Source organism: Streptomyces sp. NPDC093544, assembly GCF_040683495.1.
Classification (GTDB): domain Bacteria; phylum Actinomycetota; class Actinomycetes; order Streptomycetales; family Streptomycetaceae; genus Streptomyces.
The window spans coordinates 71,581-98,119 of record NZ_JBFBEA010000020.1 but is presented as its reverse complement, the minus strand read 5'-3'; the positions used below and the strand labels follow the sequence as shown (position 1 = coordinate 98,119).

The window sequence follows — 26,539 nt, the reverse complement described above, 5'->3', positions numbered from 1 at the left end:
AGGAGCCTCCGTGGCACTCCCCGCCATCGACAAGGCGCTGCGCGATCCCACGCTGACCCCGCAGGAACGCTCCAACATCCAACTGGTGCTCAAGTTCCGCGCGTTGCCGTTCTCGGAACGCGGCACGTACACCGTCCAGGACTTCCGTCCGGGTCGCATGGGCATGGCCAACCTGGCCGAACTCAAGACCGGAGGCGGTCCCAACTACACCGCGGACTCGATACCCGACCGCGAGGACGAGATTCTCGACATCATCGCCAAAGGTGACCGGGTGTGGGCGACCTGGCTGATCCGGGGCACGCACAGCGGCGCCCTCTACGGGATCCCGGCGACCGGCCACAAGGTCGAGGTCCTCGAAGTCGGACAGTGGCGCATCCAGGACGGTCTCATCGCCGAGGCCTGGTTCTTCGTCGACGAACTCGCGCTCGTCCGCCAGTTGGGGGTGTGGCCGGAGCCGGACACCACCGAGGAGGAGAACTGAGATGCCCACTGCTTTCGATCCGATCGACCTCGGCGGCCGGCGTCTGCCCAACCGCGTCGTGATGGCCCCGATGAGCCGAAGCCGGGCGTACGGTCCGGGGGCCTGCCCGGGGCCCTCGACGGCTGAGTACTACAGCCAGCGCGCCTCGGCCGGCCTGATCGTCTCCGAGGGGATCCAGCCGTCGGCGATAGCGCAGGGCTATCCCGCGACGCCCGGTCTCTACTCACCGGAGCAGGTCCACGCCTGGCGTGCCGTCACCGAAGCGGTGCACGAGGCCGACGGCACCATCTTCGCGCAGCTGATGCACGCGGGCAGGATCGGACATCCCAGCCTGCTGCCGGACGGCCTGACACCCGTCGGCCCGTCGGCGATCGCCGCGAACGCCCAGGTGTTCACGCGCCAGGGGCCCAAGGCTTGCGTACAGCCCCGCGAGCTCAGCGAGGAAGAGATCACCGCGACGATCGGGGACTTCGCCGCCGCGGCCCGCAACGCCATGGCCGCCGGCTTCGACGGCGTCGAACTGCACGCCGCCAACGGCTTCCTGATCCACCAGTTCCTCTCCCCCCACTCCAACAGGCGCACCGACGAATGGGGCGCCTCGACCACGAACCGCATCCGCTTCGCGGTCGAGGCGACCAAGGCGGTGGCCGGTGCGATCGGCGCGGACCGGGTGGGTGTCCAACTCTCCCCCGGCAACCCGTACAACGACATGGTCGAGGACGACTGCTCCGGGACGTACGGCGCCCTGGTCGGCGCTCTCGACGGATTCGACCTCGCCTATCTCGCCGTGGCGGAGGGACCCGACCGCGAACTCACCCGGCAGCTGCGCCGGCTGTGGTCGGGTGTGTTCGTCCTCAACCCGTTCACCGCACCGTCGACAACGGGGCCCGAGCAACTGGCACTTGTGGTGGACGGCACCGCGGACATGGTGTCTTTCGGTGCGCTGTTCCTCGCCAACCCGGATCTGCCGCGCCGCCTGGCCGAGGGGGGCCCGTTCAACACCGCCGACCCGTCGACTTACTACGGCGGCGACGACCGCGGCTACATCGACTACCCATTCCTGGACGGCGCCCAGCCGGTGGCCACCGCCTCGGAGGGCGCCTCCGGGAGTCGGCCGACGACATAGGGAACGGCTGGGAAACGCATAGGATCTGTCCACCGCAATCGCACATCAGAGGTGTTGGAGACAATGGCTGACCGGTCCACCATCCGGGATGTGGCGCGGGTCGCCGGGGTCTCCGCCTCGACCGTCTCCAGGGTCTTCACCTCCCCCGACCTCTTCCGCGAGGAGACCCGGCTGAAGGTGTACGCCGCGGCCGAGCAACTGCGCTACGTGCCAAGCAAGGCGGCCACGGCTCTCACCACGGGCAGGACCGGCAACATCGGCCTCGTCGTCCCCAACCTCGCCAACCCGCTCTTCCCCGAGATGGTCAAGGCCGCACAGCATCAGGCGCGCCGGCACAATCTGGCGGCCCTGCTGGGTGACAGCGACGACGACGCGGACGACGAGGAGAAGCTGATCCACGCCCTCGCCAAGGACGTGGACGGGCTGCTTCTCTTCTCTTCCCTGCTGCGGGACGAGCAGATCGGATCGGCCGGCGGTCTGCGCCCGACGGTCTTCGTGAACCGGCGGGTCGAGGGCTACCCCTGCGTCCTCGTCGACGCTCTTCAGGGGATGCGGCTGCTCACCCAGTATCTGAGCAACCTCGGCCACACCGGCGCCCTCTATCTCGCGGGGCCGACCAACTCATGGGCCGCGCGGGACCGGCAGAGCGCGATCGTGGCGGCCGGTGCGGAGACCGGACTGCAGATAGACGTCACCGCCGCGAACCGTCCGACGTTCGAGTCCGGCACGCTGGCGGCCGAGCAGCTGGTGCGTGCGCCGCTGCCGTCGGCCGTCGTGTGCTTCAACGACGTCATGGCGCTGGGCCTGACCGCCCGCCTGCTCGAATTCGGCGTCCGGGTCCCCGAGCAGGTCAGCGTGGTGGGCTGGGGCGGCACGCAGCTGGCCAGTTACACCACTCCGGCCGTCACCACCATGGCCGTCCCGCTGAGCCGACTGGGCAGCGTGGCCGTCGACCAACTGCTGCCGGCGCAGAACGGCCTGCCGGTCGGCGAGCCGGAGCCGGTCAGCCTGGAGGTCACCCTCGTGGCACGGGCCACGACCGGCCGCGCGCGCTCTCGCTGACCGGCGCCGCCGTCGAGTTCCGTACCACCAGATCCACCGGCAGCAGGATCGTCTTGGCCACCGGCGCCCCGTCCCCGGACCCGCCGGGCCGGTCCAGCCGTTCCAGCAGCAGCCGCGCCGCCTCCGCTCCCAGATCCAGGTGCGGCACGTGCACGGTGGTCAGCGGCGGCTGGAACTCGTCGGCGAACTGCATGTCGTTGAACCCGACCAGCGATACGTCCTCCGGGCAGCGCAGGCCCCGCTCCCGCAGAACATGCAGCGCACCGAGCGCGATCAGGTCATTGCCCGCGACGATCGCCGTGACACCCGGGTACTGATCGAGCAGTTCACGGGCGGCGAGCTCGCCCGCCCGCACCGTGTAAGCCTCGCTGACGACGACCGGCGCCTGCCCGGCGGGGATCCCGGCGGCCTCGACGGCATGGCGGAACGCCCGGGCGCGAGCCACACCCGTGGACAGCCGTTGCGGTCCCGCCAGATGGGCCAGGGCTCGATGCCCCTGTGCCACCAGATGCTCGACGGCCAGCGTGACCCCGGCGCCGTCGTCCCCGGCGACCAACGGGAACATCGTCCGGTCCGTACAGCGGCTGAGCAGGACGACCGGCACCCCCGCCTGGTGGGCCTCCTCCAGGAGAGGGTGCTCCCGCTGCGCGGTGGCGACGATGAAACCGTCGACCTGCCGTCCCCTCAACGCCTCGAACTGGCGCCGCTCCTTGCCCGGGTCGTTGTCGGTGTTGGCCAGCAGCGCGGTGTAGCCGCGGCGATTCAGGACCTCCTCGATCCCGCGCGCCATCGGGGGGAACAGCGGGTTGGTGAGGTCGGGCAGCAGGACACCGACCGTGAACGAGCGGTTGGTACGCAGGCTCCGGGCCGCGCTGTTGGGGGTGAACCCCAGCTGCTCCGCCGCCGCCCTGACCCGCTGGGCCGTCGCCGCGTTGACCCGGCCGCTGGTGGCCGGGTTCAGGGCTCGGGAGGCCGTGGCCATGTGCACACCGGCGAGGTGGGCGACATCGGACATGGTCGGGCGCTTGCTCACCCGGGAAGTGTAGGGATCGCGGCAGGCGCATCGCAATCGATCGCCATGACTGGTCACACGCCGACGCACGTCGACTCTTGACAGGCCCGGTACGACGGGCTCAGCATGATGGCAATCGATTGCATCACCGAGAAGCCCATCCGGGTGAATCTCGCTTGATCCAAGGCTGCAATCGAATGCAAGCACGAGCGCAACCACGTCTGCTTCACCAAGCCGTTTCCCCGCCGTTTCCCCTCCCGGAGATGAGGAACGAGAGATGACGTACGTCGCCGAGGACCCGCCCCGTATCGGTTGGATCGGCATCGGTCGGATGGGCTACCAGCTGGCCGCCCGCCTCCTGGACGCGGGCTATGACGTCGCCGTCCAGAACCGCACCCGCGCCAAGGCCGAGCCGCTGGCCGAGCTCGGGGCGACGGTCGTCGACCGGCCCCAGGATCTGGCGGACCGCGATGTCGTGTTCGTGATGGTGTCGGCCTCGGCCGACCTGGAGGAGGTCACCACCGGCCCCGGGGGTGTGCTCACCGACCCGGACTCGGCCCCCCGTGTGCTGATCGACAGCTCCACGGTGTCCGCGCAGGCCTCCGCCCAGGTACGCGCCGAGGCCGCCAAGCGCGGCACGGCGCTGCTGGCCGCCCCGGTCAGCGGAAACCCCAAGGTCATCGCGGCCGGCCGGCTGACCATCGCGGCTTCGGGGCCGCGCGAGGTGTTCGACCAGGTCGAGCCGCTGCTCAACACGCTGGGCCGCGGAGTGACGTACGTCGGCGACGACGAGGTGGCCCGCCTGGTCAAGATCGCGCACAACATCTTCCTCGGCGTGGTCACCCAGTCCCTCGCCGAGATCACCCTGCTCGCGGAGAAGGGCGGCGTCAGCCGTGCCGCCTTCCTCGCCTTCCTCAACGACTCGGTGATGGGCTCGGTCTTCACCCGCTACAAGTCGCCCGCGCTGGTCAACCTGGACTTCAAGCCGACGTTCACCATGCCCCTGCTGCGCAAGGACTTCGACCTGGGCCTGGCCGAGGCCCGCGCTCTCGAAGTTCCGATGCCGCTGGCCTCGGCCACCGCGCAGCTCGTGGCCGGTGCGATCGGCGCGGGCCACACCGACGAGGACTTCGCGACCCTCATCCTGGAGCAGGCCAGGCGGTCCGGCGTGACGCTGGAGCCCGAGAACGTGGTGGTGGACGACGGCTTGGCGGTCGAGTCATGACCCCGCGCCCGATACCCGCGTACGGCCACAGCGCGGTCGACCACGAGGAGCGCGTGAACTACGACCGGCTGCGCTCCTACCGGCTGAGCCGTGCCCGCGCCGCACTGGACTCCAGCGAGTGCGGGGCCTTCCTGCTCTTCGACTTCTACAACATCCGCTACACGACGCAGACTTGGATCGGCGGCGCGCTCGGCGACAAGATGAGCCGCTACACCCTGCTGACCCGCGACGGCGGCGAACCCGTCCTGTGGGACTTCGGTTCCGCCGCCCGTCACCACCAGCTGTACGCGCCATGGCTGCGGCCGGAGAACTCGCGAGCCGGCATGCTCGGGCTGCGCGGGGCCATCGCCCCCGAGGCAGGGCTGATGCGCTCGGCGGTCCACGAGATCAAGGGCATGCTGGAGGACGCGGGCGTCGCCGATCTCCCCGTAGGTGTGGACATCGTCGAGCCGCCGTTCCTCTTCGAGATGCAGCGCCAGGGCCTGAAGCCCGTGGACGCACAGCAGTTGATGCTCGACGCCCGTCAGATCAAGTCCCAGGACGAGATAGCCCTGCTGTCGATGGCCGCGGCCATGGTCGACGGCGTCTACCAGGACATCGTCGAGGCCCTCAAGCCCGGCATACGGGAGAACGAGATCGTCGCTCTCGCCAACAAGCGGCTGTATGAGATGGGTTCGGATCAGGTCGAGGCCATCAACGCGGTGTCGGGCGAGCGTTGCAACCCGCATCCACACAACTTCTCGGACCGCATCATCCGCCCCGGCGACCAGGCCTTCTTCGACATCATCCAGTCGTACAACGGCTATCGGACCTGCTACTACCGCACCTTTGGCGTCGGCAGCTCGACGGCCTCCCAGCGCGACGCCTACACCAGGGCACGCGAGTGGATGGACGCCGCGATCGCAGTGGTCAAGCCCGGTGTCGGCACGGACCAGGTCGCCCGGGTCTGGCCGGCCGCGACGGAGTTCGGCTTCGCCAGTGAAATGGCCGCCTTCGGGCTGCAGTTCGGGCACGGCCTGGGGCTCGGCCTGCACGAGCGGCCGATCATCAGCCGGCTCAACAGCCTGGACAACCCCGTCGAGATCCAGGAGGGCATGGTCTTCGCACTGGAGACGTACTGCCCGGCCTCGGACGGTTTCTCCGCCGCGCGCATCGAGGAGGAGGTCGTGGTCACCGCCGAAGGACCCCAGGTGCTCACGAGGTTCCCGGCGCAGGAACTCTTCGTCGCGAATCCGTACTGAGTCGTACCGAATCGCACCAAGTCGGACCGAGCCATACGGAGCCGCACCGAGTCGTACCGAGTCATACGGAGCCGTACTGAGGAGGAAGATCATGGAACCGACCACCGGACTCGCCCTGTACCGAATGCAGGTCGAGCTGCGGTATTTCGAGCAACGCGCCTACGACCTGTTCCTGCAGAGCCTCGTCAAGGGCACCAGCCACCTCTCCCTCGGCCAGGAGGCCATCGCGGCGGCGTTCGGCGTCGCGATGCGCGCGGACGACTACACCTTCGCCACCTATCGCGGCCACGCCCACACCCTCGCCCGCGGGGTCCCCATGGGCCCGGTACTCGCCGAACTGCTCGGCCGGTCCAACGGGTTGATGGCCGGCAAGGGCGGCTCGATGCACCTCACCAGCGTCGAGCACGGCGTGATGGGTTCGTACGCGATCATCGGCGCCCATCTGCCCATCGCGTGCGGAGCCGCCTGGAGCGCGCAGTACCAGGAGACCGGGCAGGTCGCCGTGGTGTTCTTCGGCGACGGCACGACCAACATCGGCGCCTTCCACGAGGCGCTCAACTTCGCGGTGATCTGGCAGCTGCCGGTGGTGTTCGTCTGCGAGAACAACCTGTGGATGGAGTACACCCGCACCACCAGCATCACCGCGGTGAAGCAGCCGGCAGCGGACCGCGCCAGTGCCTACGGCCTCGAACCGATCCTGATCGACGGCAACGACGCCGACGTCGTCCACGAGGCAGCCGTAGCCGCTCTGGAGAAGGCGCGGAGCGGCGGCGGACCGACCCTGATCGAGGCCCTGACCTACCGGCACGGCGGCCACTCCCGGGCGGATCCGGCCAAGTACCGACCCCAGGAGGAGGTCGATGCCTGGCTGGCCCGGGACCCGGTGCCGATGTACCGGGCGCGACTGATCGACGCCGGCACCGACAGCTCCGTACTGGACGCCATCGAGGTGGAGGCACAGGCGGCTGTCGACAAGGCCACCGAAGAGGCGAAGGCCGGCGAAGTGCCGGGTCCCGAGCTGCTGTTCAAGGACGTGTGGGCGGACGGAGGATCGTCATGGCGGAACTGACCTATCGCGAGGCCGTCGCGCGCGGCATCGCACAGGAGATGCGGCGGGATCGCAACGTCCTGTTCCTGGGCGAGGACGTGGCCGAGGCCGGCGGCGTCTTCAAGAGCACGGTCGGGCTCCTGGAGGAGTTCGGGCCGGTGCGCGTCCGGGACACCCCGATCAGTGAACAGGCCATCCTCGGCGCCGCGATGGGCGCCGCGATGACCGGCCTGCGGCCGATAGCCGAGATCATGTTCAGCGACTTCTTCGCGGTCTGCTGGGACATGGTCGTCAACGAGATAGCCAAGAGCCGGTACATGACCAACGGCCAGGTCACCTTCCCACTGGTGATCCGCGCGGGGAACGGCGGTGGACTGCGGTTCGGTGCCCAGCACTCGCAGACCGTCGAGAACTGGGCCATGGCCGTGCCGGGTCTGAAGGTCGTCGTGCCCTCCAGTGCCGTGGACGTCGTCGGCCTGCTGGCCGCCGCTGTCCGCGACCCCGACCCCGTCATCTTCCTTGAGCAGAAGGCGCTCTACCCGGTGCGCGGCGAGGTGCCCGACGGGGAGATCGTCGACACGCTGGGCACCGCCAAGGTGCTGCGCAAGGGGCAGGACGCCACTCTGGTCGCACTCGGCACGATGGTGCCGCGCAGCCTGGAGGCGGCCGAGCGGCTCGCCGGCGCCGGTATCGACTGCACGGTGGTCGACGTACGCTCCCTGGTCCCGCTCGACACCCAGACGATCCTGCGTGAAGTGTCCGCCACCGGAAAGCTGTTCACCGTCGAGGAGAACCCCCGGCTGTGCGGCTGGGGCGCCGAGTTGGTGTCCATCGTCGTCGAAGAGCACTTCTTCGACCTGGACGCACCCCCCGTACGCATCACCACCCCGCACATCCCGTTGCCCGCCGCCGATGCGCTGGAGGACCTGGCCATCCCCTCGGTCGACCGCATCGCCGAGACCGTCCAGAAGGCGATGGACCAGTGACCTCAACCCACTTGTCGCAGACACCGGCGCTGCTGAAGACCGAGACGGTGCCCACCGAACTGTTCATCGGCGGCCGCTGGCGGCCTTCCAGTGACGGCTCCCGTATCGACGTTCTGGACCCGGCCACCGGCGAGAAGATCGCCGACACCGCCGACGCGACCACGCAGGACGCGCTCGCCGCCGTCGACGCGGCGGCGGCCGCGCTTCCCGCCTGGTCCGCCACCGCGCCGCGCAAGCGAGCGGAACTCCTCAGCCGCGTCTTCGACTTGATGATCCGTCAGGCGGAGGAGCTTGCCGAGCTGATCGTGCTGGAGAACGGCAAGACGCTGGCCGACGCCCGGGCCGAGGTCGCGTACGCCGCCGAGTTCTTCCGGTGGTACGCCGAGGAGGCCGTACGCGGTCTCGGCAGCGTGCAGACCGCCCCGTCCGGCAACAACAAGATCCTGGTACTGCGCCAACCGGTCGGTGTGTCCGTACTGGTCACCCCGTGGAACTTCCCCGCCGCGATGGCCACCCGCAAGATCGGTCCGGCACTCGCGGCCGGCTGCACCGTCGTACTCAAACCCGCGAGCGAAACACCGCTCACGGCCCTTGCCATCGCCGCCCTCTTCGAGGAGGCCGGCCTGCCGGGCGGTGTGGTGAACGTGCTGCCGTCCCGCCGCTCCGGCGCCGTCGTCTCGGCGATGCTGGACGACCCGCGCGTACGCAAGCTCTCCTTCACCGGTTCCACCGAGGTCGGCCGCACGCTGCTTGCGGCCGCGTCCAGAACGGTCGTCAACTGCTCGATGGAGCTCGGCGGCAACGCCCCGTTCCTGGTCTTCGCGGACGCCGACCTCGACCAGGCCGTGGCCGGCGCCATGGTCGCGAAAATGCGCAACGGCGGCGAGGCCTGCACGGCAGCCAACCGCTTCTACGTCCAGGAGCCGGTGGCCGCCGAGTTCACCCGTCGCCTGGCGGCTGCCATGGAAGCCCTCACGGTCGGCCCGGGCCTGGAAGCGGGAGTTGAACTCGGACCGCTGGTCAACGCGCAGAGCCGCGACAAGGTGGCCCAGCTGGTCGCGGACACCGTACGGGCCGGCGCCTCGCTCGTGACGGGCGGCAAGCCCCCGGAGCGCCCCGGCTTCTACTACCCACCGACCGTCCTGGCCGACGTACCACCGGACGCCCCGGTGCTGCGCGAGGAGATCTTCGGACCCGTCGCTCCGGTCGTCAGCTTCAGTACCGAGGACGAGGCGATCGGGCTGGCCAATGCCACCGAGTACGGCCTGGTCTCGTACGTCTACACCTCCGATCTGGCCCGCGGCCTGCGGGTGTCCGAGCAACTCGACTGCGGCATGGTCGGGTTGAACCGCGGGGTCGTTTCCGACCCGGCCGCCCCGTTCGGAGGGACGAAGCAGAGCGGCATCGGCCGCGAAGGCGGTCACGAGGGACTTCTCGAGTTCACCGAGTCCAAGTACGTCGCCCTGTCGTGGTGACCCGCGGCCGGAAGGAGCACACCCGATGGATGTGACGATGCCCCAGCTCGGCGAGACGGTGGCTGAGGCGACAGTGACCCGCTGGCTGCGCAAGCCCGGCGACCAAGTGACCGAGGGAGAACCCCTCTTCGAGGTGTCCACCGACAAGGTGGATACCGAGATCCCTGCCACCGTCACCGGAACGCTCGGTGAGATCGTCGTCAACGAGGACGAGACCGTGCCGGTGGGCGCACGGCTCGCCGTGATCGTCACTGCCGAAACCACGGGCGGGAGCCCTGACGGAGCCGGGACCGGAGCCGGGGGCGGGACCGGGAATGGGGGCGGGATTGAGGCCGGGGCCGACGTCGCCGACGGGCGGGCCGACCAGGCCGCCGCCGAACCCCGGCACGGCACACTCACGCCCTTGGTCCGGCGGCTGCTCGCCGAGAAGAAGCTGTCGCCCGACCAGGTGTCAGGCACCGGGCCGCACGGCCGGATCACCCGGGCCGATGTCATGGCGGCGGCAGCGGTCACCGCACCCCTGCCGAAGGGCCCGGCCACCGCACCCCCGCCGAAGGCCCCGGCCACCGCGTCCCCGCTGAAGAGCCCGACCCCAGCCATCGCGCGCCCGCCAAAGGGCCTGACCCCTGCCACCATCGCCGACCCGCCGCCCCGTCACACGCCGCTGACCGTGCCGTTCAGCAACATCCGCCGCCGTACGGCCGAACACATGGTCCGCTCCAAGGCGACGTCGCCACACACCTTGATGGCCATCGAGGTCGATTTCCACGGCGTGGACCGAACACGCCGCGCGGCAGCCGCGACATGGCGGGAGACGGAGGGCTTCAGCCTGACCTATCTTCCCTTCGTCGCCAGGGCGGTGGTGGACGCACTGGCCGGCTTCCCCCACCTGAACGCCAGCGTCGGTGACGACGCCTTGCTGGTGCACCGCCACATCAACCTGGGAATCGCCGTGGACCTGGACGCCGACGGACTTGTCGTCCCCGTCGTCAAGGACGCCGGGGACAAGCGTCTGCGAGCCGTGGCCCGCGAGATCTCGGGCCTCGCAGGCCGGGCCCGGGCGCACCGCCTGGAACCGGACGCCTTCGCCGAGGGCACTTTCACAATCAGCAACCCGGGCCCGTACGGCACCCTCCTCACCGCGCCGATCATCAACCAGCCGCAGGTGGCCATCCTGGCCACCGATGCCGTACGGCCACGACCGGTGGCAATCCCCGCCTCCGACGGGTCGTACGCCGTGGTCGTGCACCCGGTGGGCAACCTCGCCCTGACGTTCGACCACCGGGCCGTGGACGGGGGTTATGCCGGCCGTTTCCTGGCTTCGCTGAAGGAGAGCATCGAGAACCGGGACTGGGGTACGGAACTCTGAGATGACCGGTCAGAAGGTCGGCGCGGGTGTGCTGTCGGTGTCGGTGTCTGTATGGGGGTCGGTATCGGCAGCCATGGCGAGCCTCAACTTCGCCTCGTCCGCGCTGCCGGGCAATGCCGTCAGGATCACGATTTTGAGGTCGGAATCACCGTCGGTCAGTACATCGCAGTCCACTTCGACGAGCCCGACCTTGGGATGGTCGATCGTCTTGCGGTCCTCGCGGTGTGCGGCCACCGTTCCGCTCGCCCACAGCCGGGCGAAGGTCGGATTGCCCGCGGTGAGCACCCGGACCAGCTCTGCCAGGCGTGCGTCGTGGGGAAAGCGGCCGGTGGCGCGGCGCAGGTCGGACACGATGGCGAGGTCTGAGTCCTCGCTGTTCTGTACGAACACAGGCCACGAGGCGATGCGTACGTCGTCGGAATCGACCGGGAATCTCTCGCGAGCGAAGTTGCGCAGTTCCGGTGGCGAGGTCGACGGGTCGCCGAGAAGCGCCGCCCACCCAGGGTTCCACCAGATCATCTGCCAGTCCGCGGCGAACACGGCGACGGCGACGTCTCCGAGCCGGTTCAGTACGCGGTGAACTCCCGGCGGGATGCGATCGGGGATCGGATCGTCGTTCGCCGCTACCAGCCCAGCCATGCGGTAGAGGTGATCGCGCTCGGTGGTGGTCAGTCGCAGGGCGTGCGCGAGGGAGGCGACGACCTGGGCCGACGGCGCCGTGGACCGGCCCTGCTCCAGGCGCACCAGGTAATCGACCGACAGACCGGCACGTTCGGCGAGTTCCTCACGGCGCAGGCCCATCGCGCGGCGTGCCCGGCCGGACGGCAAGCCCACGGTCGACGGGGACAGCCGCTCTCGCCAGGCGCGGATCGTCGCGCCCAGTCCAGCGTCCTCTTTCGTCGCCATGTCCTCCATCCTGCCCCACTCCTTCTCGGTCCTGGTACTGCCGTTCCTACGGTCGGAGCGTCCCTGGCCAAGCACCGGTGCCGCGCGCACGATCGACGCATGACCACCACATTCATCACCGGAGCCAACAAGGGACTCGGCTACGAGGCCGCCCGCCGTCTCATCGCCCTCGGCCACACCGTGATCATGGGAGCCCGCGATCCGGAACGGGGCGCCGCGGCCGCCACCACCCTGGGCGCACGCTTCGTCCGTATCGATGTCACCGACGACGCCTCTGTCGCCGCCGCGGCGACCGACGTCGCCGCGCACGAAGGCGTGATCGACGTTCTGATCAACAACGCCGGAGTTCACGGCCCCCACGGCGATCCCAGCGATCTGACCGGCGCGGACGCTCTGAGCGTCTTCGATGTCAACGTCTTCGGTGTGGTCCGGACGACCACAGCCTTCCTCCCGCTGCTGCGCCGGTCGCCGGACCCGGTCGTCATCAACGTCAGCAGCGGGATGGGGTCCCTTGCCATCACCCACGACCCGTCCCGGATCGAGTCCTCCGTCGTCTCGCCTCTCTACACCGCCTCAAAGGCGGCCCTCACCATGCTGACCACTCAGTACGCCAAGGGTCTGAAGGACATTCGCGTCAACGCCGCCGACCCCGGCTACACAGCGACCGATCTCAACGGTCACAGCGGCCCTCAGTCCGTCACCGAAGGCACCGACGCGATCGTCAGCCTCGCCACCGAAGAGCCCGGCGCCGGCTCGGGACGCTTCATCGACCGGACCGGCCCGATCGACCTGTCCTGAATGGGGACGACCGCTCTGCCGAGGCTCAAGGGGTCGGGATACCGCCCGGCCGGACCGGCCGCCCGAGCCGGACCGGCACACCCGGCGAGTACAGCACGCTGACCGGCTCGCCCAGCGGCGCCTGCACTCCGGCGGCCGCGACGAGGTTCTCCTCGCACCTGATCAGCTTTGCGCGATGCAGCGGCCAGCGCGGATGCTGGTTCGGAAGGTATCCGGTGTCGCCGAGGAAGACGTTGTGCATACCCCAACGTGCTGTCAGGAAGTGCTCCAACTGGGTTGGTTCCAAAACTCGTTCACCTTTGCGCAGGACGATACGGCTGTACGCGCCGCGCGGCCCGGGCCAGCGTCGTGAGCTGGTGTAGGTGACGATGTCGTCGGCGGTACGGACGGCCATGCGGGACCACACGTACGGCAGCCGGAAGCCGGCCCGTCCCATCAGCACTGGCACGAGTCGCGAAGCGTCCATCGACCGGAACACCACACCGCGCCGTCCATGTGCGTCCACCGAGTACAGGCGCACGTTCGTCTCCGGGAACGTCCCCAAGTACGGCACTCCCGGCGACCGCAACCAGCCCACCCGGTGCATCCGGAAGGCGACCAGGCCCACATAGCTCACCCCGCCGAGCGTGTCGGGTACGGTTCCCCCCGGCAACAGCCCGGCGACGTCGCCCGGGTCGACCGCCCAGTGGATGAAGGCGAGATCCAGCCACTGCTGGGTGAGCAACGGCCGCTTCAGGACCACCGGTGCGTCCGGGGTGACGGGCTCGGGCACCCGCGGCGTGGTCGACACCGCGCCAGCATCCCAGACGGGCCCCAGGCGCTGGCGCAAGTTCGGCTTCACTACGGCGAACTCCGCGCCATTCTCGTGGTGACGGAGGCTCCAGGGTCAGCCCGACTCGTACCGGCCCCGAACGTGCCGTTGTCCTGTGACCGCTTCAGCAGAGACGAGACAGGCGCCCATCTCGTCGCCGGGACAGCCGGTTAGCGAGATGTCACGTCGAGGATTTTGAATCCGTAGGCCGGCAAGCTGATCGTGTACTTCCTGTCCGTGATGGCGGGAGCGTTGCCCCCGTTGTAGAGGTCCTTCGGCGTCTGCGTAGTGTCGATGCCCGTGTCCTTGAAGTCCACGGTCACCTCCTTCGCGGTGTCGCTGAAGTTGTAGACGAGCAGGGCCGTCTGTTTGCCGTCCTCGCTGGTTCGCCGCATGGCGTAGGTCTTCGGGTCCGGTGCGTCCCTCGGGTCGTCCCCGACGGTGACTCGCGTGCGGCTGGCTGCCGGCAGCAGGGCCTTGTTGGTGTTGACGGTCTGCAGCACCCTTTCCCAACGGGACTTCAACGTGGGCGACCAGCGGATGTACTGGTCATACATGCCTGAACCGTAGGTGATTCCGGCACCTGCCAGCAGTGCGGCTTCCTGGACCCGCATCACGTCGTCCTTGGGATACGTGGGGTAGGTGTGGGGGTCGAGGTTCTTCTCCGGGTCGTCTCCCCAGATGCTCCAGGCATACGTGGTGGCGCCCATCTTGCGGGCGGTGTCGGTGTAGTGGAGTGCGGCTTCGAGTCCGTCGGCATCGACGGTGCCGTCGATGATCCGGGAGTAGTCGTTGACTGTGTCGCTGTCCTTGTAGTTGAACCAGGAGTTGATCCCGTACTTGTGGAAATCGTCCTCCTGGGACGGGGTGCCCTTCTCGAAGGTCAGCCACTTGTCGTTACTGGTGTAGGACTTGGGCAGGTCGACCGCGACGTCCTTCCAGCTTGGGTCCAGCGTGCCGACGTCCCACATGAATCCGTCGATGCCGGTGTCCAGCCAGAACTTCTCGATCCGCTTCACCTCGGCGGTGTTGGTGGGCAGGTCGAAGTCGAATCCGGGGCCGAACCACAGCTTCCAGTAGTAGGCGCCGGCCGTCTTGCTGTACGCCCACTTGCTCTGGCTGGCCGGGCCCATCTGAACTCTGGGCAGCGGGTCCTTCGGGTTCGTGGTCCAGTGGAAGGAGCTGACTTCGCGCGAGGTACGGTCGCCGGCCGCGTACTGCCTCTCAGCCTTCTTGAAGTACTCCGACTTCTCATCCATGTAGATGTTGACGAAGTAGGAGACCACCTTCATGCCCTTGCGGTGGGCCGCGGCGACCAGTTTCTTCCAGTCCTGGATGGTGCCGTTCTGCGGCGAGACCGAGTAGAAGTCGAGCGGGGAGCAGCCGTCACAGGTGTTCTTGTCGCCGTTGTACGGACTGAAGAAGCCGAGTACCCGGATTCCGCGGCTCTTGAGGTTGTCCAGGTCCTTCTCGATATCCGTGTACTTGTAGCCGAAGTACGTGTTGTAGTACCACATGAACCCATTCAGGTTCTGGAAGTCGGTGCTGCGCTTGGCGGTTGCGGGCTTCGCCGTCGGCGCCTTCGTGCTGGTGGCTTCCGCCGAGCTTTCGCTCGAGGCGAGGGTAAGGGGTATGACCAGTGCGAGGCCGAGCGATCCGGCGAGTGCGGCTCTGATTCTGGAATGTGCCATGCCGTTCTCCTTGTCCCTGGGAGAGTCGTGACTGTGTATTCAGGCGCGGTCGGTGGTCAGCCCGTCATGCCCGACGAGGTGTAGCCGTCGATGAAGCGGCGCTGCAGGAGCAGGAAGGCGATCAGAACCGGGACGACCATGATCAGTCCGCCGGCGCTGACGAGCGTGTAGTCCTGGGTGTAGCCGGACTTGAAGTTGTAGAACGAGGTGGAGACGGGCATCTTGTCGCTGCTCTGGATGAAGGTCACCGCGAGCAGGAACTCGTTGTAGGCCTGAAGTCCCGCGACGAGTGCGGCCGTCAGGAGGCCGGGCCAGGCCATCGGCAGGACCACGCGGGCGAACACCCGCCATTCGCCCGCTCCGTCGAGCCGGGCTGCTTCTTCGTACTCCTTGGGCAGGCCGACCATGAAGGAGCGGATGAGCAGGGTGGCGAAGGGGCTGAAAACGGCCCAGTAGATGATGATCAGGCCGAACAGGCTGTCGTACAGCCCGAGGTTGGTCCACAGGTAGAACAGCGGGACCAGGAAGAGCTGGAGCGGCAGAGCTGTGGTGAGGAGCAGGTAGTAGATGAAGGCGTTGCTGCCGGGTATGCGCAGGCGGCTCAGGGCGTAGGCGGCGCAGCTGGCGATGACGCACACGCCGAGCGCGGTGGCGATCACCACGATGGCGCTGTTGCGCAGGCCGATGCCCATGTTGGCCTGCTGCCAGGCGTCGATGAAGTTGTGCCACTGGGGGTGCGTGGGCAGGCCAAGCGGGCTGGCGGCGAGCCCGGAGCGGGTCTTGAGCGCGTTGAGGGCGAACAGCAGCAGCGGGCCGATGGAGAAGAGGGCCAGGAGCAGCAGGACGCCGTAGACCGCGTACCGGCCGGGTGTGATGCTTTTGGCGGATGTGCGCGGGGATGTCGTGGTGCTCAAATGTCCCACCCCCGGCGGCGCAGGTAGAGGAAGCCGGACACGGCGATCACGCTGATCAGAGCCATGACGACGCCGATCGATGCGGCGTAGCCGGCTTCTTGGTTGGCGAAGGCGCTGCGGTAGAGCAGGGTACCCAGGACGTCGGTGGAGCCGGCGGGGCCGCCCTGCGTGAGGATGTAGATGTAGTCGAAGATCAGGAATGACCAGATGACGGTCATCAGGCCCAGGAACATCAGCGTCGGCCGGATGGCGGGCAGGGTGATGTGCCAGAACTCCTGCCACAGGTTCGCGCCGTCCAGGCGGGCCGCCTCGTACTGCGACGGGTTCACCGCCTGCATCGCGGCCAGGAAGATCACCACGAGGAAGCCCCACCACTGCCAGGTGTTGACGAACGCGACCGCGCCGAGGGCCAGATGCGGGTCGCCGAGGAAGTTCACGTCGTTGAGGAAGGGCAGGGCGTGCGGGATGCCCGAGTCAGGGCTGAGCAGGCTCTCCCAGAGTGATCCGGAGACGACGGTGGCGACGACGTAGGGGATGAAGTAGGCGATGCGGAAGAACATGTGGAACCGCTTGATGCGGGTGAGCAGGAACGCTCCGAACAGGCCCATGGCCATGGGCACTGTGAGGAAGAACGCCGTCCACAGGGTGTTGTGCCACAGCGCGTTGTGGAACTCGGCGTCGCCGAACAGGCGTTGGTAGTTGTCCAGACCGACGAAGTGTGCCGGGCCGAGGCCGGTCCAGTCGGTGAAGGAGTACCAGATCGACGAGGTGGCGGGTACGGCGATCACGAGGACGTTCACCGCGAGCAGCGGCGCCATGAACGCGTAGCCGATGGCGGTGCGGCGCAGTTTGGCGCGCCGGGCGCTGCGAGGCGGTGGTGCCGGGGGTGCCTTGGGGCGGTCGATTTGCAGGACGGCCATGGCTTACGCGCCCTTCGGCGCGGGCAGGGGCGGCCGCTTGCCGGCCTTCAGCTCCTGCTGGAACAGCCTGTCCAGGCCGGCGCAGTAGTCCTTGGGGGTGAGGCTGCCGGTGAGGACCTTTTCCATCTGTTCGAAGACGTAGGTGTCCGACTTGGGCGGCCAGAAGGTCCAGGTCGTGTAGCCGATGTCCTTGGCCTCACTGAGCTGAAGGTACTGGCGCTTTATCCGCGGGTCGATGCTCTTGGGGAAGTCGTTGGCCGTCATGGTGACGGGGGCGGGTGCCATGCCGGTCGAAGAGAGGTAGCCGAGTTGGCGGCCGGGATCGGCGGCGAAGTAGTCGAGAGCCTCGGCAGCCTGGGCGGGGTGCTTGCAGTCCTTGTTGATGGAGTACGCGGTACCGATCGACAGCGGCTGCACTCCTGCGGGCACGCTGCTGCTCAGGGAGGGAAGTGGTGCCCAGTCCCAGGTCGCGTCATTGCCGGCCGACTTGCCGAAGTACGGGCCGATCTCGCTGAAGGTCCAGGATCCGGAGAAGTCCAGGGCCGCCTTGCCGCTGGCCAGCTGCTCATAGAGGGTCGTGAACTTGTTGGTGAAGTAGCGGTCGGTGCTGCCGCCGAACCAGCCTTTGTCGAACCAGGTCTTGAGCAGGTCGATCGCGTCGACGAAGACCGGGTCGGTCCACCTGCGCTTGCCGGTGAGCGCCTCGTAGAGGGCCTGGGGCCCGGCGAACGTGTTCCAGACCCAGGTCACATGCCACTCGGTTGCCGCCTTCCACTCCGCGTTTCCCGCGCCGACCGGCACGATGCCCTTGTCCTTGGCGTCCTTGCACAGGTCCTCGAACTCGGCCCGGGTGGTCGGCGGCTTCCACCCGTGCTCCTTGAGCGTGGCCGGGTTGTAGAAGACGCTCATGGTCTCGAGTTGGGCCGGCACCGAGTACAGCTTGCCGCCGACGCGGCCGGCCTCCAGGGCCCACGGGAGGAAGGCGTCCTGCCAGCCGAGCTTCTCCGCGTAGGCGTCCAGGGGCAGGAGGTTGCCGTTGCCGACGTAGTTCAGCGTCTGGGCGGGGCCGGTCGTGGCGATGAGGTCGGGGCCGCTGCCGGAGGCGACGGCGGTCTGGGTGAGCCGGTCGAGGGTGTCGACCTGCTTGACGGTCATGTGGACCTTTAGGGCCTTCTGGCCGGCCGCGGACTTGTTGTAGCCGTCGACGAAGTGCTGCTGGAAGTACTTCTCGATGTCCTTGCTCGCGAACGAATCCCAGAAGGTGATCTGGTTGGCGGAGGCCCCGCTGCCTGATCCGCAGGCGGTCAGCGCCGTCGCCCCCGCGGCGGCGATGCCGGTGAGCTGCAGGAACCGGCGGCGTGAGAGTGGTGCAGACATGGCGGCGGCCTCCGAATTCTGGTGTCCGCGGTGATGGGTGAAGGGCCGGTGGACGGTCATCTGCTGGTCACCAGCCGGACGGTGCGCTCGGCTAGGTCGGAGATGCGGGAACGGTCGAAGCCGCGGATGGCGCTGCGCGCGGTGTCGTGGAAGGGCTCGACCCAGTGGGGCGGCAGCCGCTTGGCGCCGCAGATGATTCCCGCGACGCTGCCGGCGGTGGCGCCGTTGGAGTCGGTGTCCCAGCCGCCCTGCACAGTGAGTCCGATGGTGGCGGTGAAGTCGCCGTCGCCCCACAGCAGTCCGGCGGTGACAAGGGCCGCGTTGTTGATCGTGTGGACCCAGGAGTAGTGGCCATGGCGCTCCCAGATGGCTGTGCACGCCTCGTTCCAGGTGTCCCCGGCTGTGTGCCGGTCGAGGACGAACTGAACGGCTTCGGCCAGGCGGCTGCCGGGCGGGACGCAGGTGAGGGATGTTTCGACGGCCTGGCGTGCGGTGCCGGTGAACGCGGCGGCCACCAGCGCCGCCGACCACATCTCGCCGTACACGCCGTTGGCCGTGTGCGACAGGGTGGCGTCGCGGTAGGCGAGTTCGGCGGCGGCGCGGGGGTTGCCCGGGTTGACGTAGCCGAAGATGTCGGCGCGTATCTGGGCGCCTATCCATTCGCGGTAGGGGTTGTCGATCGTGCCCGCGCGGTCGGGCATGTACCCGATGGCGAGGTTGCGGTAGGCGACGCGTTCGGCGGTGAAGGTCTGGGTGTACGGGAGCCGGTCGAGCCACTCCGCGGCGACGTCGGCGGTGGTGAAGGAGAACCCGTACTCCTCCAGGATGTGCAGGCCCAGGATCGTGTAGTCGATGTCGTCGTCGCGTGCGCTCTCCGCGATCCGGCCGCGTGTGGTGTACGGCCAGAACTCACGCAGCTCGAAGCCCTCAGGCATGGGGTCCAGGACGGGGATGTAGTCGCGCAGCGGGTAGGCGTCCGCCAGCTCCAGGTAACTGCGCAGATGTTGGGCGGTCCAGTGGTCGCCGTTCTCGACCGGCTTGCCAAGATTGCATCCGGCGCAGCGGCCGAGCCACGCCCCCATAACCCGGTCACGGAGCTCGGCGTCGCCGATGGCGGTCACCGGACCGGGGTCGGGCAGTGTCGCGAGAATGGCGCCGAGGTCCTCGGGCTCTTCGTAGGCCCATGTCTCGTCGCGGCCTGCCGCGTTGAGAGCGTCGAGGATCCGACGGGCCTCGGCGGCGTCTGCGCCGTCGGCCGCGTGCTGCCCGGCCGAGGCGAGGTCGCCGAGCGCGTATCCGCTCTCCTTGCGCTGTGCGAGTTCCCAACGCAGCAGCTCGCGCGGATCGTGGGCCTGGTGAGTGTGGTGCACCGTTCTCTGCTCCTCTTGGTCCATGGGCGATGTGGGCTTCGGGGGTTCGGCGCTCACGCCGATTCCCGGCGGACGAGGGTGTTGGCGATGACGAGCTCTCTGGCGGGCTCGGCGTCCTCGGCGGTCAGCTGCCGCAGGAGGGCCTCGCCGCAGGCGCGCCCCACCTCGCGTGCCGGGTTGACCACCGTGGTGAGCTCCGGGATGGTCAGGGACGCAGCGTCGATGTCGTCGTAGCCGGTGACAGCGAGCTCGTCCGGCACCCGCAGGCCGCGCTTGCGGGCGGCGTCGAGTACCCCGATGGCGATGAGGTCGTTGGCGCAGGCAATGGCGTCCGGCCGCTCCTCCCGGTCCAGCAGGACCTCTGCCGCTTCCCGGCCGGCGTCTCGGGTGAAGTCGCCCCGGACGACAAGGTCCTCGTCCACCTGCCGGTCGGCCTCGCCCAGCGCGCGGCGAAATCCCCTCTCGCGCAGGTCGCTGGGGCCGGCGTGGGCGGTGCCGCCGACGTACGCGACCCGGCTGCGCCCCTGTTCGAGGAGGTAGCGGACTGCCTGGGCCATGCCGCCCTCGTCGTCGCTGCGGACCAGATCGCCGAGATCGGCGTCGAAAGGGCCTCCACCGAGCCGGACCAGAGGCATGGCCTTGGTGTGCTCGAGAAGGTCCTTGCGGGTGAGCTGGAACGGCGCGATGACCACACCGTCGACATTCCGTGTCGCCATGTCCCGCAGGAAAGCCAGTTCCTGCTCGCGGTGTCCGTCCGTGTTGCCGACCAGCGTGCGGTACCCGGCCGACACCAGAGCGTCGTCCATGCCGCGCATCACCATCGGATAGAAGGGGTTTGTCAGATCAGGGACCAGCAGCCCAACGGTCATGGTCCGGCGAGTCCGCAGGCCCTGAGCAAGGGTGTTGGGCTGGTATCCGAGTTCCTCGATCACCGCGAGGACCCGGTTGCGAGTGCGTTCGGCGACCGGCCGACGTCCGGAGAGCACGTGCGAAACCGTGGTGACCGACACCCCGGCCTGTGAGGCGACCTCTGTCATGCCGACCTGAGACAACTCGACCTCCATGCAAAACGTTTGGCGTGGCGTGGACGTCACATTCATCCCGCCAACCTGGCATTGTCAAGAGGTAAACCAAGCATTAAGCGGTAGTTTCCAGGCTTCCCTGCGAGCTACGTCAAGACTCTTGACGACCTTTGGAGCGTGAGCTTGAGTTGGCGCGCAAAACGTCTTGCATGACCTCGGAGGCACGAAGCGCGAGGAAGATGCCAGTGACTTCATCGTTCGAACGCGTCTACGGCGCACTCATCGGACATGCGGTGGGTGACGCGCTCGGCGCACCCACCGAGGGCCTCACCCGAGCGCAGATCGTCGAGCGGCACGGATGGGTGTCCGACTTCGTCGCCGCCGCGCCGGCCTCGCAGTCCTGGCAAGAGGTGATGGAGGCCGCGCTCGCCGCGGCTGGGCTACCAGCAGGTCTTCGACCGGATGTGTGCCGGGCCGGCGGGCCTGCCGCTGCTCCGGCCCAGCGGCAGCGCTCTTCGCCAACGCCAAGCCCGCCAGCGGCTGGGCCGTTGACGAGTGCCATGGCCAGCGACAGGTACGCCCCCACCCGCGTCGGCACCTACGTCCACCCTGGTGCTCAATGGGTGAGCGCCACCCCCGGAACGGCCGAACGAAGTCCCGCGAGGAACGTACCGGGGGACCGGAACAGCGCAGCTCCGGAACGCTGCCCCTAGACCAGTAGAACTTCGCGTCGTGGGGGTGGGTGAACTGGGCCAGCCGGCTCTCGCCCGTAAAATCCATGGGCTGGGCGCGCACGGAGCCACTCAGGCTCGGCGGGGCAGGGGTTTCACCTGGCCGGGGCAGTGGAGAAGGTGGTCGTCATCGCCCAGGAGGAGCGGGTGGGTATCAAGCGGAGTTGGCAGCGACGGTGCCCTCCGGCCTGAAGGCCGGGGCATCCTCGGAAGTATCAGGCGACGGCATCCGCGAGCAGGAGCTCCAGGGGGCGCGGCACGCGGGCCGGATCGAGGTGCTCCACGAGCGCGCGTGCGTACTGTGCCTTCCTGCCGCTGTGAGTGCCGAGGAAGCGCCGGAGCTGTTGCTCCACGGCGCGCTCGCGCTGGGCCGGCTGCTTCTGGAAGGTGCGGAACGAGCGCAGCTCGCCCTGTTCCTCGACGACCTGCTGGACCGAGTCGGCGCCGAGAGCGCGGATCAGCTCGTCCTCGAGGTCCGCTTCGCAGACGTAGAAAGCGTTGGAGGTAAGTCCCGCCTGCTCCAGGCTGCGCCGGAAGTAGGGCTCCTCGCCGGCATCGCAGAGGCCCGCCAGCCGCAGTCCGAGGCCTTGTGGGCCGAAGAGCTTCAGGAATCTTCCGATGCTTGTCGCGCCCCCCAGCGGCACGATCGCGATGCCCTCCGCGTCGAGATCCCGGCCGCGACGCCCAGCCAGCGCCTCAAGCGCGGCCTGATCACTGACACCTTCGACGAGTACGACCATGCGCAGGCCGGCGCCCAGTTCCTGCGCCGCCGGGGCGGCGTGGGCGTTTCCGGCCGCCCACTCAACTGCCGCCCGGCTGAAGCGTCTTGTGTCATCCATGAGCATGAGTGTCTCTCGCCGCCCGGCGCACCGCCTCAGAGATTTCTCCGGGAAGGTCTCCATGTCCCATGTCCCATGTCCCATGGCGTACGGGCGCCCGTCCCCGCCCGTGCGCTGCGGCGAGCAACGTACGGGCGGGGACGGACTGTCTCGGTCAGAAGCCGACGGCCACCGACAGCCACTGCGGGTTGGCGTGGGAGATGAAGGACGACTGGCTCGCGACGTCGTCGTAGGGGAAACCGTAGGCGAGCTTGTTGATGGCGTTGTCGTGCCAGAACTTGGCGTAGTAGTTGGCCGGGGCCGACAGGTAGTACTGGTTCGGGTCCGACTGACCCGAGGACGGCAGTGTGGCCACGTGCCGGTTGAGCGCCGCGCACATGTTGGGGTTGCTGGCCATGCTGCCGGCGCAGCCGAAGATGTACTGCGTCGTCTCGTTGACGCCGACCGACTGGGCGTAGGAGGTGAAGTAGTTCGCGTTCACCCCGCCCGGCTTGAAGCTCGCGTCACTGCCCGGGGCGATGATGCGGTACGGGGCCTGGCTCTGCGCCAGCACCTTGAACTGCTGCGGCACGGCGTTGATGAAGTCCTGGAAGACCTGGGTGCGGGACTTGGCGAAGAAGGCCTGGGTCTCCCCGACCTGGACGTCGTAGCCGTCGTAGGAGTGCAGTCGCATCGCGAGAGGCAGGCCGTAGGCGTCCACGCGGGTGGTGTTGCCGTTGAACACGCCGCCGCCGATGGTGAATTCGATGAAGTCGTAGTACTGGCTGGTCGGTGAGCCGACGTAGAAGTACATCCGGCCGGCCGAGTTGGCGGGCATGTCGAAGTAGCGCTGCTCCGCGATGGAGTGCGTCTGACCGTTGTAGCTCCAGTACACCTGACTGTCCGGGTAGGCGCCGTTGGTCCGGTTGAGGATCGCCACCGTGACCGCGTTCTGGGGGTTCGGGATGGCGCTCGTGTCACCCCAGAAGGCGTCCGGCGGGGGCGTCGTGCCGCCGGTTCCGTAGACCTGGAACTCCCAGAGCGAGAAGCCGTACGGCGTGGCCCGGGCGGTGCCGTAGAGGCGGACGTACCGGCCGGAGCCGGTGACATTGAGCGTCTGCACCCCGCCCGTGCCGGTGGTGGTGGAGTAGATCGAGGTCCACGTGGTGCCGTTGGCGGAGGTCTGGATCTGGAAGGCGGTCCCGTAGGCGGCCTCCCAGTTGAGCACCACCTGACTTATCTGGGCTGTGGCACCGAGATCCACCTGCAGCCACTGCGGGTTACTGAACGCGCTCGACCACCTTGTGGTGGTGGAACCGTCCACGGCGGCCGAGGCGGGGGTTCCCGCCGCCTCCGTGGACGAGGCGGTGGCCGGCTTCCCCTGCGAGAGCAGGGTGTCGACCGCGTGGGCGGACGGCTGGGCCACGGAGACCAGAAGGGCCGCCAGCAGGGCGACCAGCAATGCGATGACAAACGAGGTTCTTGGCTTGTGCCGTGCTGGCTGCCGATGCGCCAGCCACGGGGAGTTGCTCGGCATGGTGTCTCCTCAACAGGGCGGGGTCCTGCGGATCCTGACGTGCTGCCTGGCAAGCCTGAGTGAGCGCCGTTAGCTCTTGAGAGCGCTCTCGCAAGGGTGATTGGTATGTACCTTCGCCAATGCCTCGGTGTCAATGAAAATGACGTCCGCGCGGGGATCGGCGCGGACTGTGACAATCGCACCTACCTCCTCGGCAGCGAGTCGACGGCGCGGCTTCCGGCCGTCGAGCTCTGCGCCGGCGCACAGCCACCGAGGCCCATGCCCAGAACGTCAGAGGCCCCGCCGCGACGCGGCGGACTCCGCTGTGGGACCGAGTCGGGTTCCGCTTCGGGACCGAGTCGGGGATCGCCCCCCGGGTCGTGCCGCTCGCCGCGCGAGAAGCCCGGGGGTCCCGTAGGGTCGCGATGCCGCTACGACAGGACGGGCGGTACGGCGCGGCCTCCGCGTTCCTTTACGCGCGCGCGAGGCGGCTCCCCCGCAGCCTGGCGATCCAGCGGCCGTCTACCGAAGGGGGCGAAGGGGGCACGCGGCGTTGCGACTCGACGCATCAGGAGTGCCCATGTCAGGACAGTTCGAAGCGACGATCGAGGTCGACCGGCCCGCCGAGGAAGTGTTCGCCTACCTCGCCGACGGACGCAACGATCCGCAGTTCAGCCCACGAGTACTGAAGATCGAGCGGATCCCCGACGCCCCGACCACCGTGGACACCGTCTTCCGGAGCACGGTCAAGGACGCCGGGATGAAGAGCGCCAGGGAGTTCCGTATCACCGCCCTCGAAGCCCCGGTGAAGATCCGCTGGGCCGAGGTGTCGAAGAACCGCCTGACGGCACGCGAGGGCGGCTACGACTTGGAGCCGCTGGCCGACGGCAGAACCCGGGTCCGTATCTTCAACGTTCTGGAAGGCCACGGTCTGGGCAAGGTCCTCGTCGGCCTGGCGCTCGCCGCCGCACGCAAGGACGCCGACGGCTTCGGCACCCGGATCAAGGCGGCAGCCGAGGCGGCGATCACCCCGCGATGAGGCCGCCTCAGGCGTTCCCGCCGATCACAGGGGGTTGAGACCGCCACCGAGGCATCAGAGGCTTACATCGCGGCAGTGCCTTGCCGATGGTGCTTGACGTGGTCCTGGAGAAACCCCGTCATCGCAGGTCGCTGGGCACCTCTTCGTTTCCGGACAAGCTGTCCACAGGCATCAGGCCGGTGGATCCGGGATCAGGTCGCGGCCCCTCGGTGTCAGCCGCCGCAGCAGCAACGGGGTCATCCGCCGATAGGCCGCGGGATCGACCGCGCCCAGCCAGCGCGAGGCTCGGATCGTGGCGCCGATGTTCAGATCGAGGTCGCCGAGCACCGCGTCGACGTTGTGAATCGAGAACGGAATGATCTTGGTGCCGCGGCAGTGATGCGTGTCCGTGGCCTCGTCCATGAACGCCAGCTGCTCGAAGACAGTCCTGCGCATGGCCCCGGGGCCGGGCAGCGGCACCGCCTCCGCGAGGTCGGCGGCGATCCACAGGGCCGCCATCTCGGCGTTGAGCGGGCTGAAGAACGAGGAGTTGTACCCGTTGAAGTAGAGCCCGGGAACGCCGAGGGGCAGGATCTGCCGGTGGAGCATGAAGTTCCCGCGCTCGTCGAGCAGTTGGCGCCGGGTCTCCTCGGGCAGGAACGGCACACCCTGGGTGAACCCGGTGGCGCTGAGCACGAGGTCGGCGCGGTGCGTCCTGCCGTTGCTCAACTCGGTCGCGGGGCCGTCGGGCCCGGCCGGCAGCCGCGTGATCAGCCGGTCGCGGTGGACGGTGATGCTCCCGTCCGCGACGCCCTCGAAGAAGCCCTCGCTCGCCAGCCCGATGGCTCCGCGGACGATGTCCTCCATGTGGCCGGCCGGAACCAGGTCGAGCTTCGCGAGGCCGAACTGTCGTACCGAGACCGAGCCGATTGAGTTGATCATCCGGCGGCGCAGGCCGTTGCCCGGGCCGTGCAGGAACCTCTCGAAACCGCGCGGTCGCAGACAGCGGAAGAGTCCTTCGCCCAGCCTGGTGAGCAGCAGCAGCTTGAAGTTGACGAAACCGCCGATCTTGCGCGGTACCTTCCACAGCAGCTGACGGGCGATCACATCGGTGCCGGCGGCGACGCCGCTGAGCGCCGCCGCGATGTCGCAGGCCGATTTGACGCACCCGACGACGAGGACGTGCTTGCCGCGGGCCTCTTCTACGTCATCGAACTCGGTGGCAGCGCCCAGCCGCCCGCCCGCCGCGCTGAACTCCTCCAGGCCCGGGTAGGCCGGGACCAGGGGTTCGCAGAACACTCCGTTCGCGACGACGAGTCGGTCGAACTCCGCGACGGACTCCGCTCCCACGGTGTCGCGGGTCTCCAGCGTCCAGCCGCCGTCGCCGACCGGGAGTCCGGCCGTCACCTCGGTGTTCAGGCACAGGGCGGATTCGCGGCCGAACTCTGCGGCCTACGCGGCGAGATGGGCCTGCACCTGGGCGCCGCTGGGCCATTCCGGATAGCTCTTGGGCATGGGGAAGTCCGAGAGCGAATACTGCGCCTTCGGGCTCTGCGTCGTCACGCCCGGGTAGCGCCGAGTCCGGCTCCACACCGCCGACGTCCGGGGCCTTGTCGAACACC

General features: G+C 68.4%; 24 protein-coding genes. 12 read left to right on the top strand and 12 right to left on the bottom strand.

Going from position 1 to position 26,539, the window contains the following annotated elements; genetic code table 11:
• Positions 1 to 10: 10 nt before the first annotated feature.
• The 3 genes from AB0N66_RS28740 to AB0N66_RS28730 all read left to right on the top strand — a co-directional run bounded on the left by AB0N66_RS28740 (position 11) and on the right by AB0N66_RS28730 (position 2,669).
• The gene (locus AB0N66_RS28740; RefSeq protein WP_365440369.1) at positions 11 to 481 is read left to right on the top strand and encodes an ester cyclase; all 471 of its coding nucleotides are present in this window, start codon (positions 11 to 13) and stop codon (positions 479 to 481) included.
• 1 nt (position 482) lies between these two features.
• A complete protein-coding gene (locus AB0N66_RS28735) occupies positions 483 to 1,607 on the top strand; it encodes an alkene reductase (protein WP_365440367.1) in 1,125 nt (374 codons plus the stop codon).
• A 63-nt stretch (positions 1,608 to 1,670) separates the two neighbouring features.
• Positions 1,671 to 2,669, top strand: coding sequence for a LacI family DNA-binding transcriptional regulator (locus AB0N66_RS28730; RefSeq protein WP_365440365.1), 999 nt, complete (start codon positions 1,671 to 1,673; stop codon positions 2,667 to 2,669).
• On the opposite strand, the gene AB0N66_RS28725 is transcribed toward AB0N66_RS28730, so the two are convergent.
• Positions 2,623 to 3,702 carry a LacI family DNA-binding transcriptional regulator gene (locus AB0N66_RS28725; protein ID WP_365440363.1) on the bottom strand — a complete coding sequence of 360 codons (1,080 nt, stop codon included), beginning with the start codon at positions 3,700 to 3,702 and terminating at the stop codon, positions 2,623 to 2,625. The genes AB0N66_RS28730 and AB0N66_RS28725 overlap by 47 nt on opposite strands.
• Positions 3,703 to 3,958: 256 nt before the next feature.
• On the opposite strand from AB0N66_RS28725, the gene AB0N66_RS28720 reads away from it, so the two are divergent.
• The 6 genes from AB0N66_RS28720 (at position 3,959) to AB0N66_RS28695 (ending at position 11,025) form a co-directional block, all read left to right on the top strand.
• Positions 3,959 to 4,906 (top strand): NAD(P)-dependent oxidoreductase, encoded by a 948-nt coding sequence (locus AB0N66_RS28720; RefSeq protein WP_365440361.1) that lies wholly within the window; start codon positions 3,959 to 3,961, stop codon positions 4,904 to 4,906.
• Positions 4,903 to 6,147 carry a Xaa-Pro peptidase family protein gene (locus AB0N66_RS28715; RefSeq protein WP_365440359.1) on the top strand — a complete coding sequence of 415 codons (1,245 nt, stop codon included), beginning with the start codon at positions 4,903 to 4,905 and terminating at the stop codon, positions 6,145 to 6,147. Before AB0N66_RS28720 ends, AB0N66_RS28715 begins: the two co-directional genes overlap by 4 nt.
• 91 nt (positions 6,148 to 6,238) lie before the next feature.
• Complete coding sequence (locus AB0N66_RS28710; protein WP_365440357.1) at positions 6,239 to 7,216, top strand: thiamine pyrophosphate-dependent dehydrogenase E1 component subunit alpha; 978 nt, start codon at positions 6,239 to 6,241, stop codon at positions 7,214 to 7,216.
• A complete protein-coding gene (locus tag AB0N66_RS28705) occupies positions 7,204 to 8,181 on the top strand; it encodes an alpha-ketoacid dehydrogenase subunit beta (protein WP_365440355.1) in 978 nt (325 codons plus the stop codon). Before AB0N66_RS28710 ends, AB0N66_RS28705 begins: the two co-directional genes overlap by 13 nt.
• Complete coding sequence (locus tag AB0N66_RS28700) at positions 8,178 to 9,656, top strand: NAD-dependent succinate-semialdehyde dehydrogenase (protein ID WP_365440354.1); 1,479 nt, start codon at positions 8,178 to 8,180, stop codon at positions 9,654 to 9,656. Before AB0N66_RS28705 ends, AB0N66_RS28700 begins: the two co-directional genes overlap by 4 nt.
• A 25-nt stretch (positions 9,657 to 9,681) precedes the next feature.
• Positions 9,682 to 11,025, top strand: a complete 1,344-nt coding sequence (locus tag AB0N66_RS28695; protein WP_365440352.1) for a dihydrolipoamide acetyltransferase family protein — start codon at positions 9,682 to 9,684, stop codon at positions 11,023 to 11,025.
• A 9-nt stretch (positions 11,026 to 11,034) separates the two neighbouring features.
• Here AB0N66_RS28695 and AB0N66_RS28690 read toward each other — a convergent pair whose 3' ends face one another.
• Entirely contained in the window at positions 11,035 to 11,940 is a 906-nt protein-coding gene (locus AB0N66_RS28690) for a helix-turn-helix transcriptional regulator (protein WP_365440350.1), read from the bottom strand.
• Positions 11,941 to 12,030: 90 nt separating this feature from the next.
• Here AB0N66_RS28690 and AB0N66_RS28685 point away from each other — a divergent pair, with 90 nt between their 5' ends.
• Positions 12,031 to 12,729 carry an SDR family NAD(P)-dependent oxidoreductase gene (locus AB0N66_RS28685; protein WP_365440348.1) on the top strand — a complete coding sequence of 233 codons (699 nt, stop codon included), beginning with the start codon at positions 12,031 to 12,033 and terminating at the stop codon, positions 12,727 to 12,729.
• Between the two features lie 25 nt (positions 12,730 to 12,754).
• Here AB0N66_RS28685 and AB0N66_RS28680 read toward each other — a convergent pair whose 3' ends face one another.
• From AB0N66_RS28680 to AB0N66_RS28650, 7 genes are all read right to left on the bottom strand, one after another.
• A complete protein-coding gene (locus AB0N66_RS28680) occupies positions 12,755 to 13,519 on the bottom strand; it encodes a DUF2071 domain-containing protein (protein ID WP_365440346.1) in 765 nt (254 codons plus the stop codon).
• A gap of 191 nt (positions 13,520 to 13,710) precedes the next feature.
• The gene (locus tag AB0N66_RS28675) at positions 13,711 to 15,231 is read right to left on the bottom strand and encodes an alpha-amylase family glycosyl hydrolase (protein WP_365440344.1); all 1,521 of its coding nucleotides are present in this window, start codon (positions 15,229 to 15,231) and stop codon (positions 13,711 to 13,713) included.
• Between the two features lie 56 nt (positions 15,232 to 15,287).
• Entirely contained in the window at positions 15,288 to 16,145 is an 858-nt protein-coding gene (locus AB0N66_RS28670; RefSeq protein WP_365440342.1) for a carbohydrate ABC transporter permease, read from the bottom strand.
• Positions 16,142 to 17,065: a sugar ABC transporter permease gene (locus tag AB0N66_RS28665; RefSeq protein ID WP_365440340.1), complete on the bottom strand. Its 924-nt coding sequence runs from the start codon at positions 17,063 to 17,065 to the stop codon at positions 16,142 to 16,144. Before AB0N66_RS28665 ends, AB0N66_RS28670 begins: the two co-directional genes overlap by 4 nt.
• A gap of 3 nt (positions 17,066 to 17,068) precedes the next feature.
• Positions 17,069 to 18,442, bottom strand: coding sequence for an extracellular solute-binding protein (locus tag AB0N66_RS28660; RefSeq protein WP_365440338.1), 1,374 nt, complete (start codon positions 18,440 to 18,442; stop codon positions 17,069 to 17,071).
• A gap of 56 nt (positions 18,443 to 18,498) precedes the next feature.
• Entirely contained in the window at positions 18,499 to 19,812 is a 1,314-nt protein-coding gene (locus AB0N66_RS28655; RefSeq protein WP_365440336.1) for an ADP-ribosylglycohydrolase family protein, read from the bottom strand.
• A 53-nt stretch (positions 19,813 to 19,865) separates the two neighbouring features.
• Positions 19,866 to 20,864, bottom strand: a complete 999-nt coding sequence (locus AB0N66_RS28650; protein WP_365440334.1) for a LacI family DNA-binding transcriptional regulator — start codon at positions 20,862 to 20,864, stop codon at positions 19,866 to 19,868.
• 179 nt (positions 20,865 to 21,043) lie between these two features.
• On the opposite strand from AB0N66_RS28650, the gene AB0N66_RS28645 reads away from it, so the two are divergent.
• Entirely contained in the window at positions 21,044 to 21,547 is a 504-nt protein-coding gene (locus tag AB0N66_RS28645; protein WP_365440332.1) for an ADP-ribosylglycohydrolase family protein, read from the top strand.
• 233 nt (positions 21,548 to 21,780) lie between these two features.
• On the opposite strand, the gene AB0N66_RS28640 is transcribed toward AB0N66_RS28645, so the two are convergent.
• On the bottom strand, positions 21,781 to 22,404 hold the full coding sequence (locus tag AB0N66_RS28640; protein WP_365440330.1) for an ATP-dependent endonuclease: 624 nt from the start codon (positions 22,402 to 22,404) through the stop codon (positions 21,781 to 21,783).
• Positions 22,405 to 22,558: 154 nt separating this feature from the next.
• Positions 22,559 to 23,920: a beta-1,3-glucanase family protein gene (locus AB0N66_RS28635; protein ID WP_365440328.1), complete on the bottom strand. Its 1,362-nt coding sequence runs from the start codon at positions 23,918 to 23,920 to the stop codon at positions 22,559 to 22,561.
• Positions 23,921 to 24,479: 559 nt separating this feature from the next.
• On the opposite strand from AB0N66_RS28635, the gene AB0N66_RS28630 reads away from it, so the two are divergent.
• Positions 24,480 to 24,938, top strand: coding sequence for an SRPBCC family protein (locus AB0N66_RS28630; protein WP_365440326.1), 459 nt, complete (start codon positions 24,480 to 24,482; stop codon positions 24,936 to 24,938).
• A 171-nt stretch (positions 24,939 to 25,109) separates the two neighbouring features.
• Here AB0N66_RS28630 and AB0N66_RS28625 read toward each other — a convergent pair whose 3' ends face one another.
• The gene (locus AB0N66_RS28625; RefSeq protein ID WP_365440324.1) at positions 25,110 to 26,324 is read right to left on the bottom strand and encodes a monooxygenase; all 1,215 of its coding nucleotides are present in this window, start codon (positions 26,322 to 26,324) and stop codon (positions 25,110 to 25,112) included.
• Positions 26,325 to 26,539: the final 215 nt, after the last annotated feature.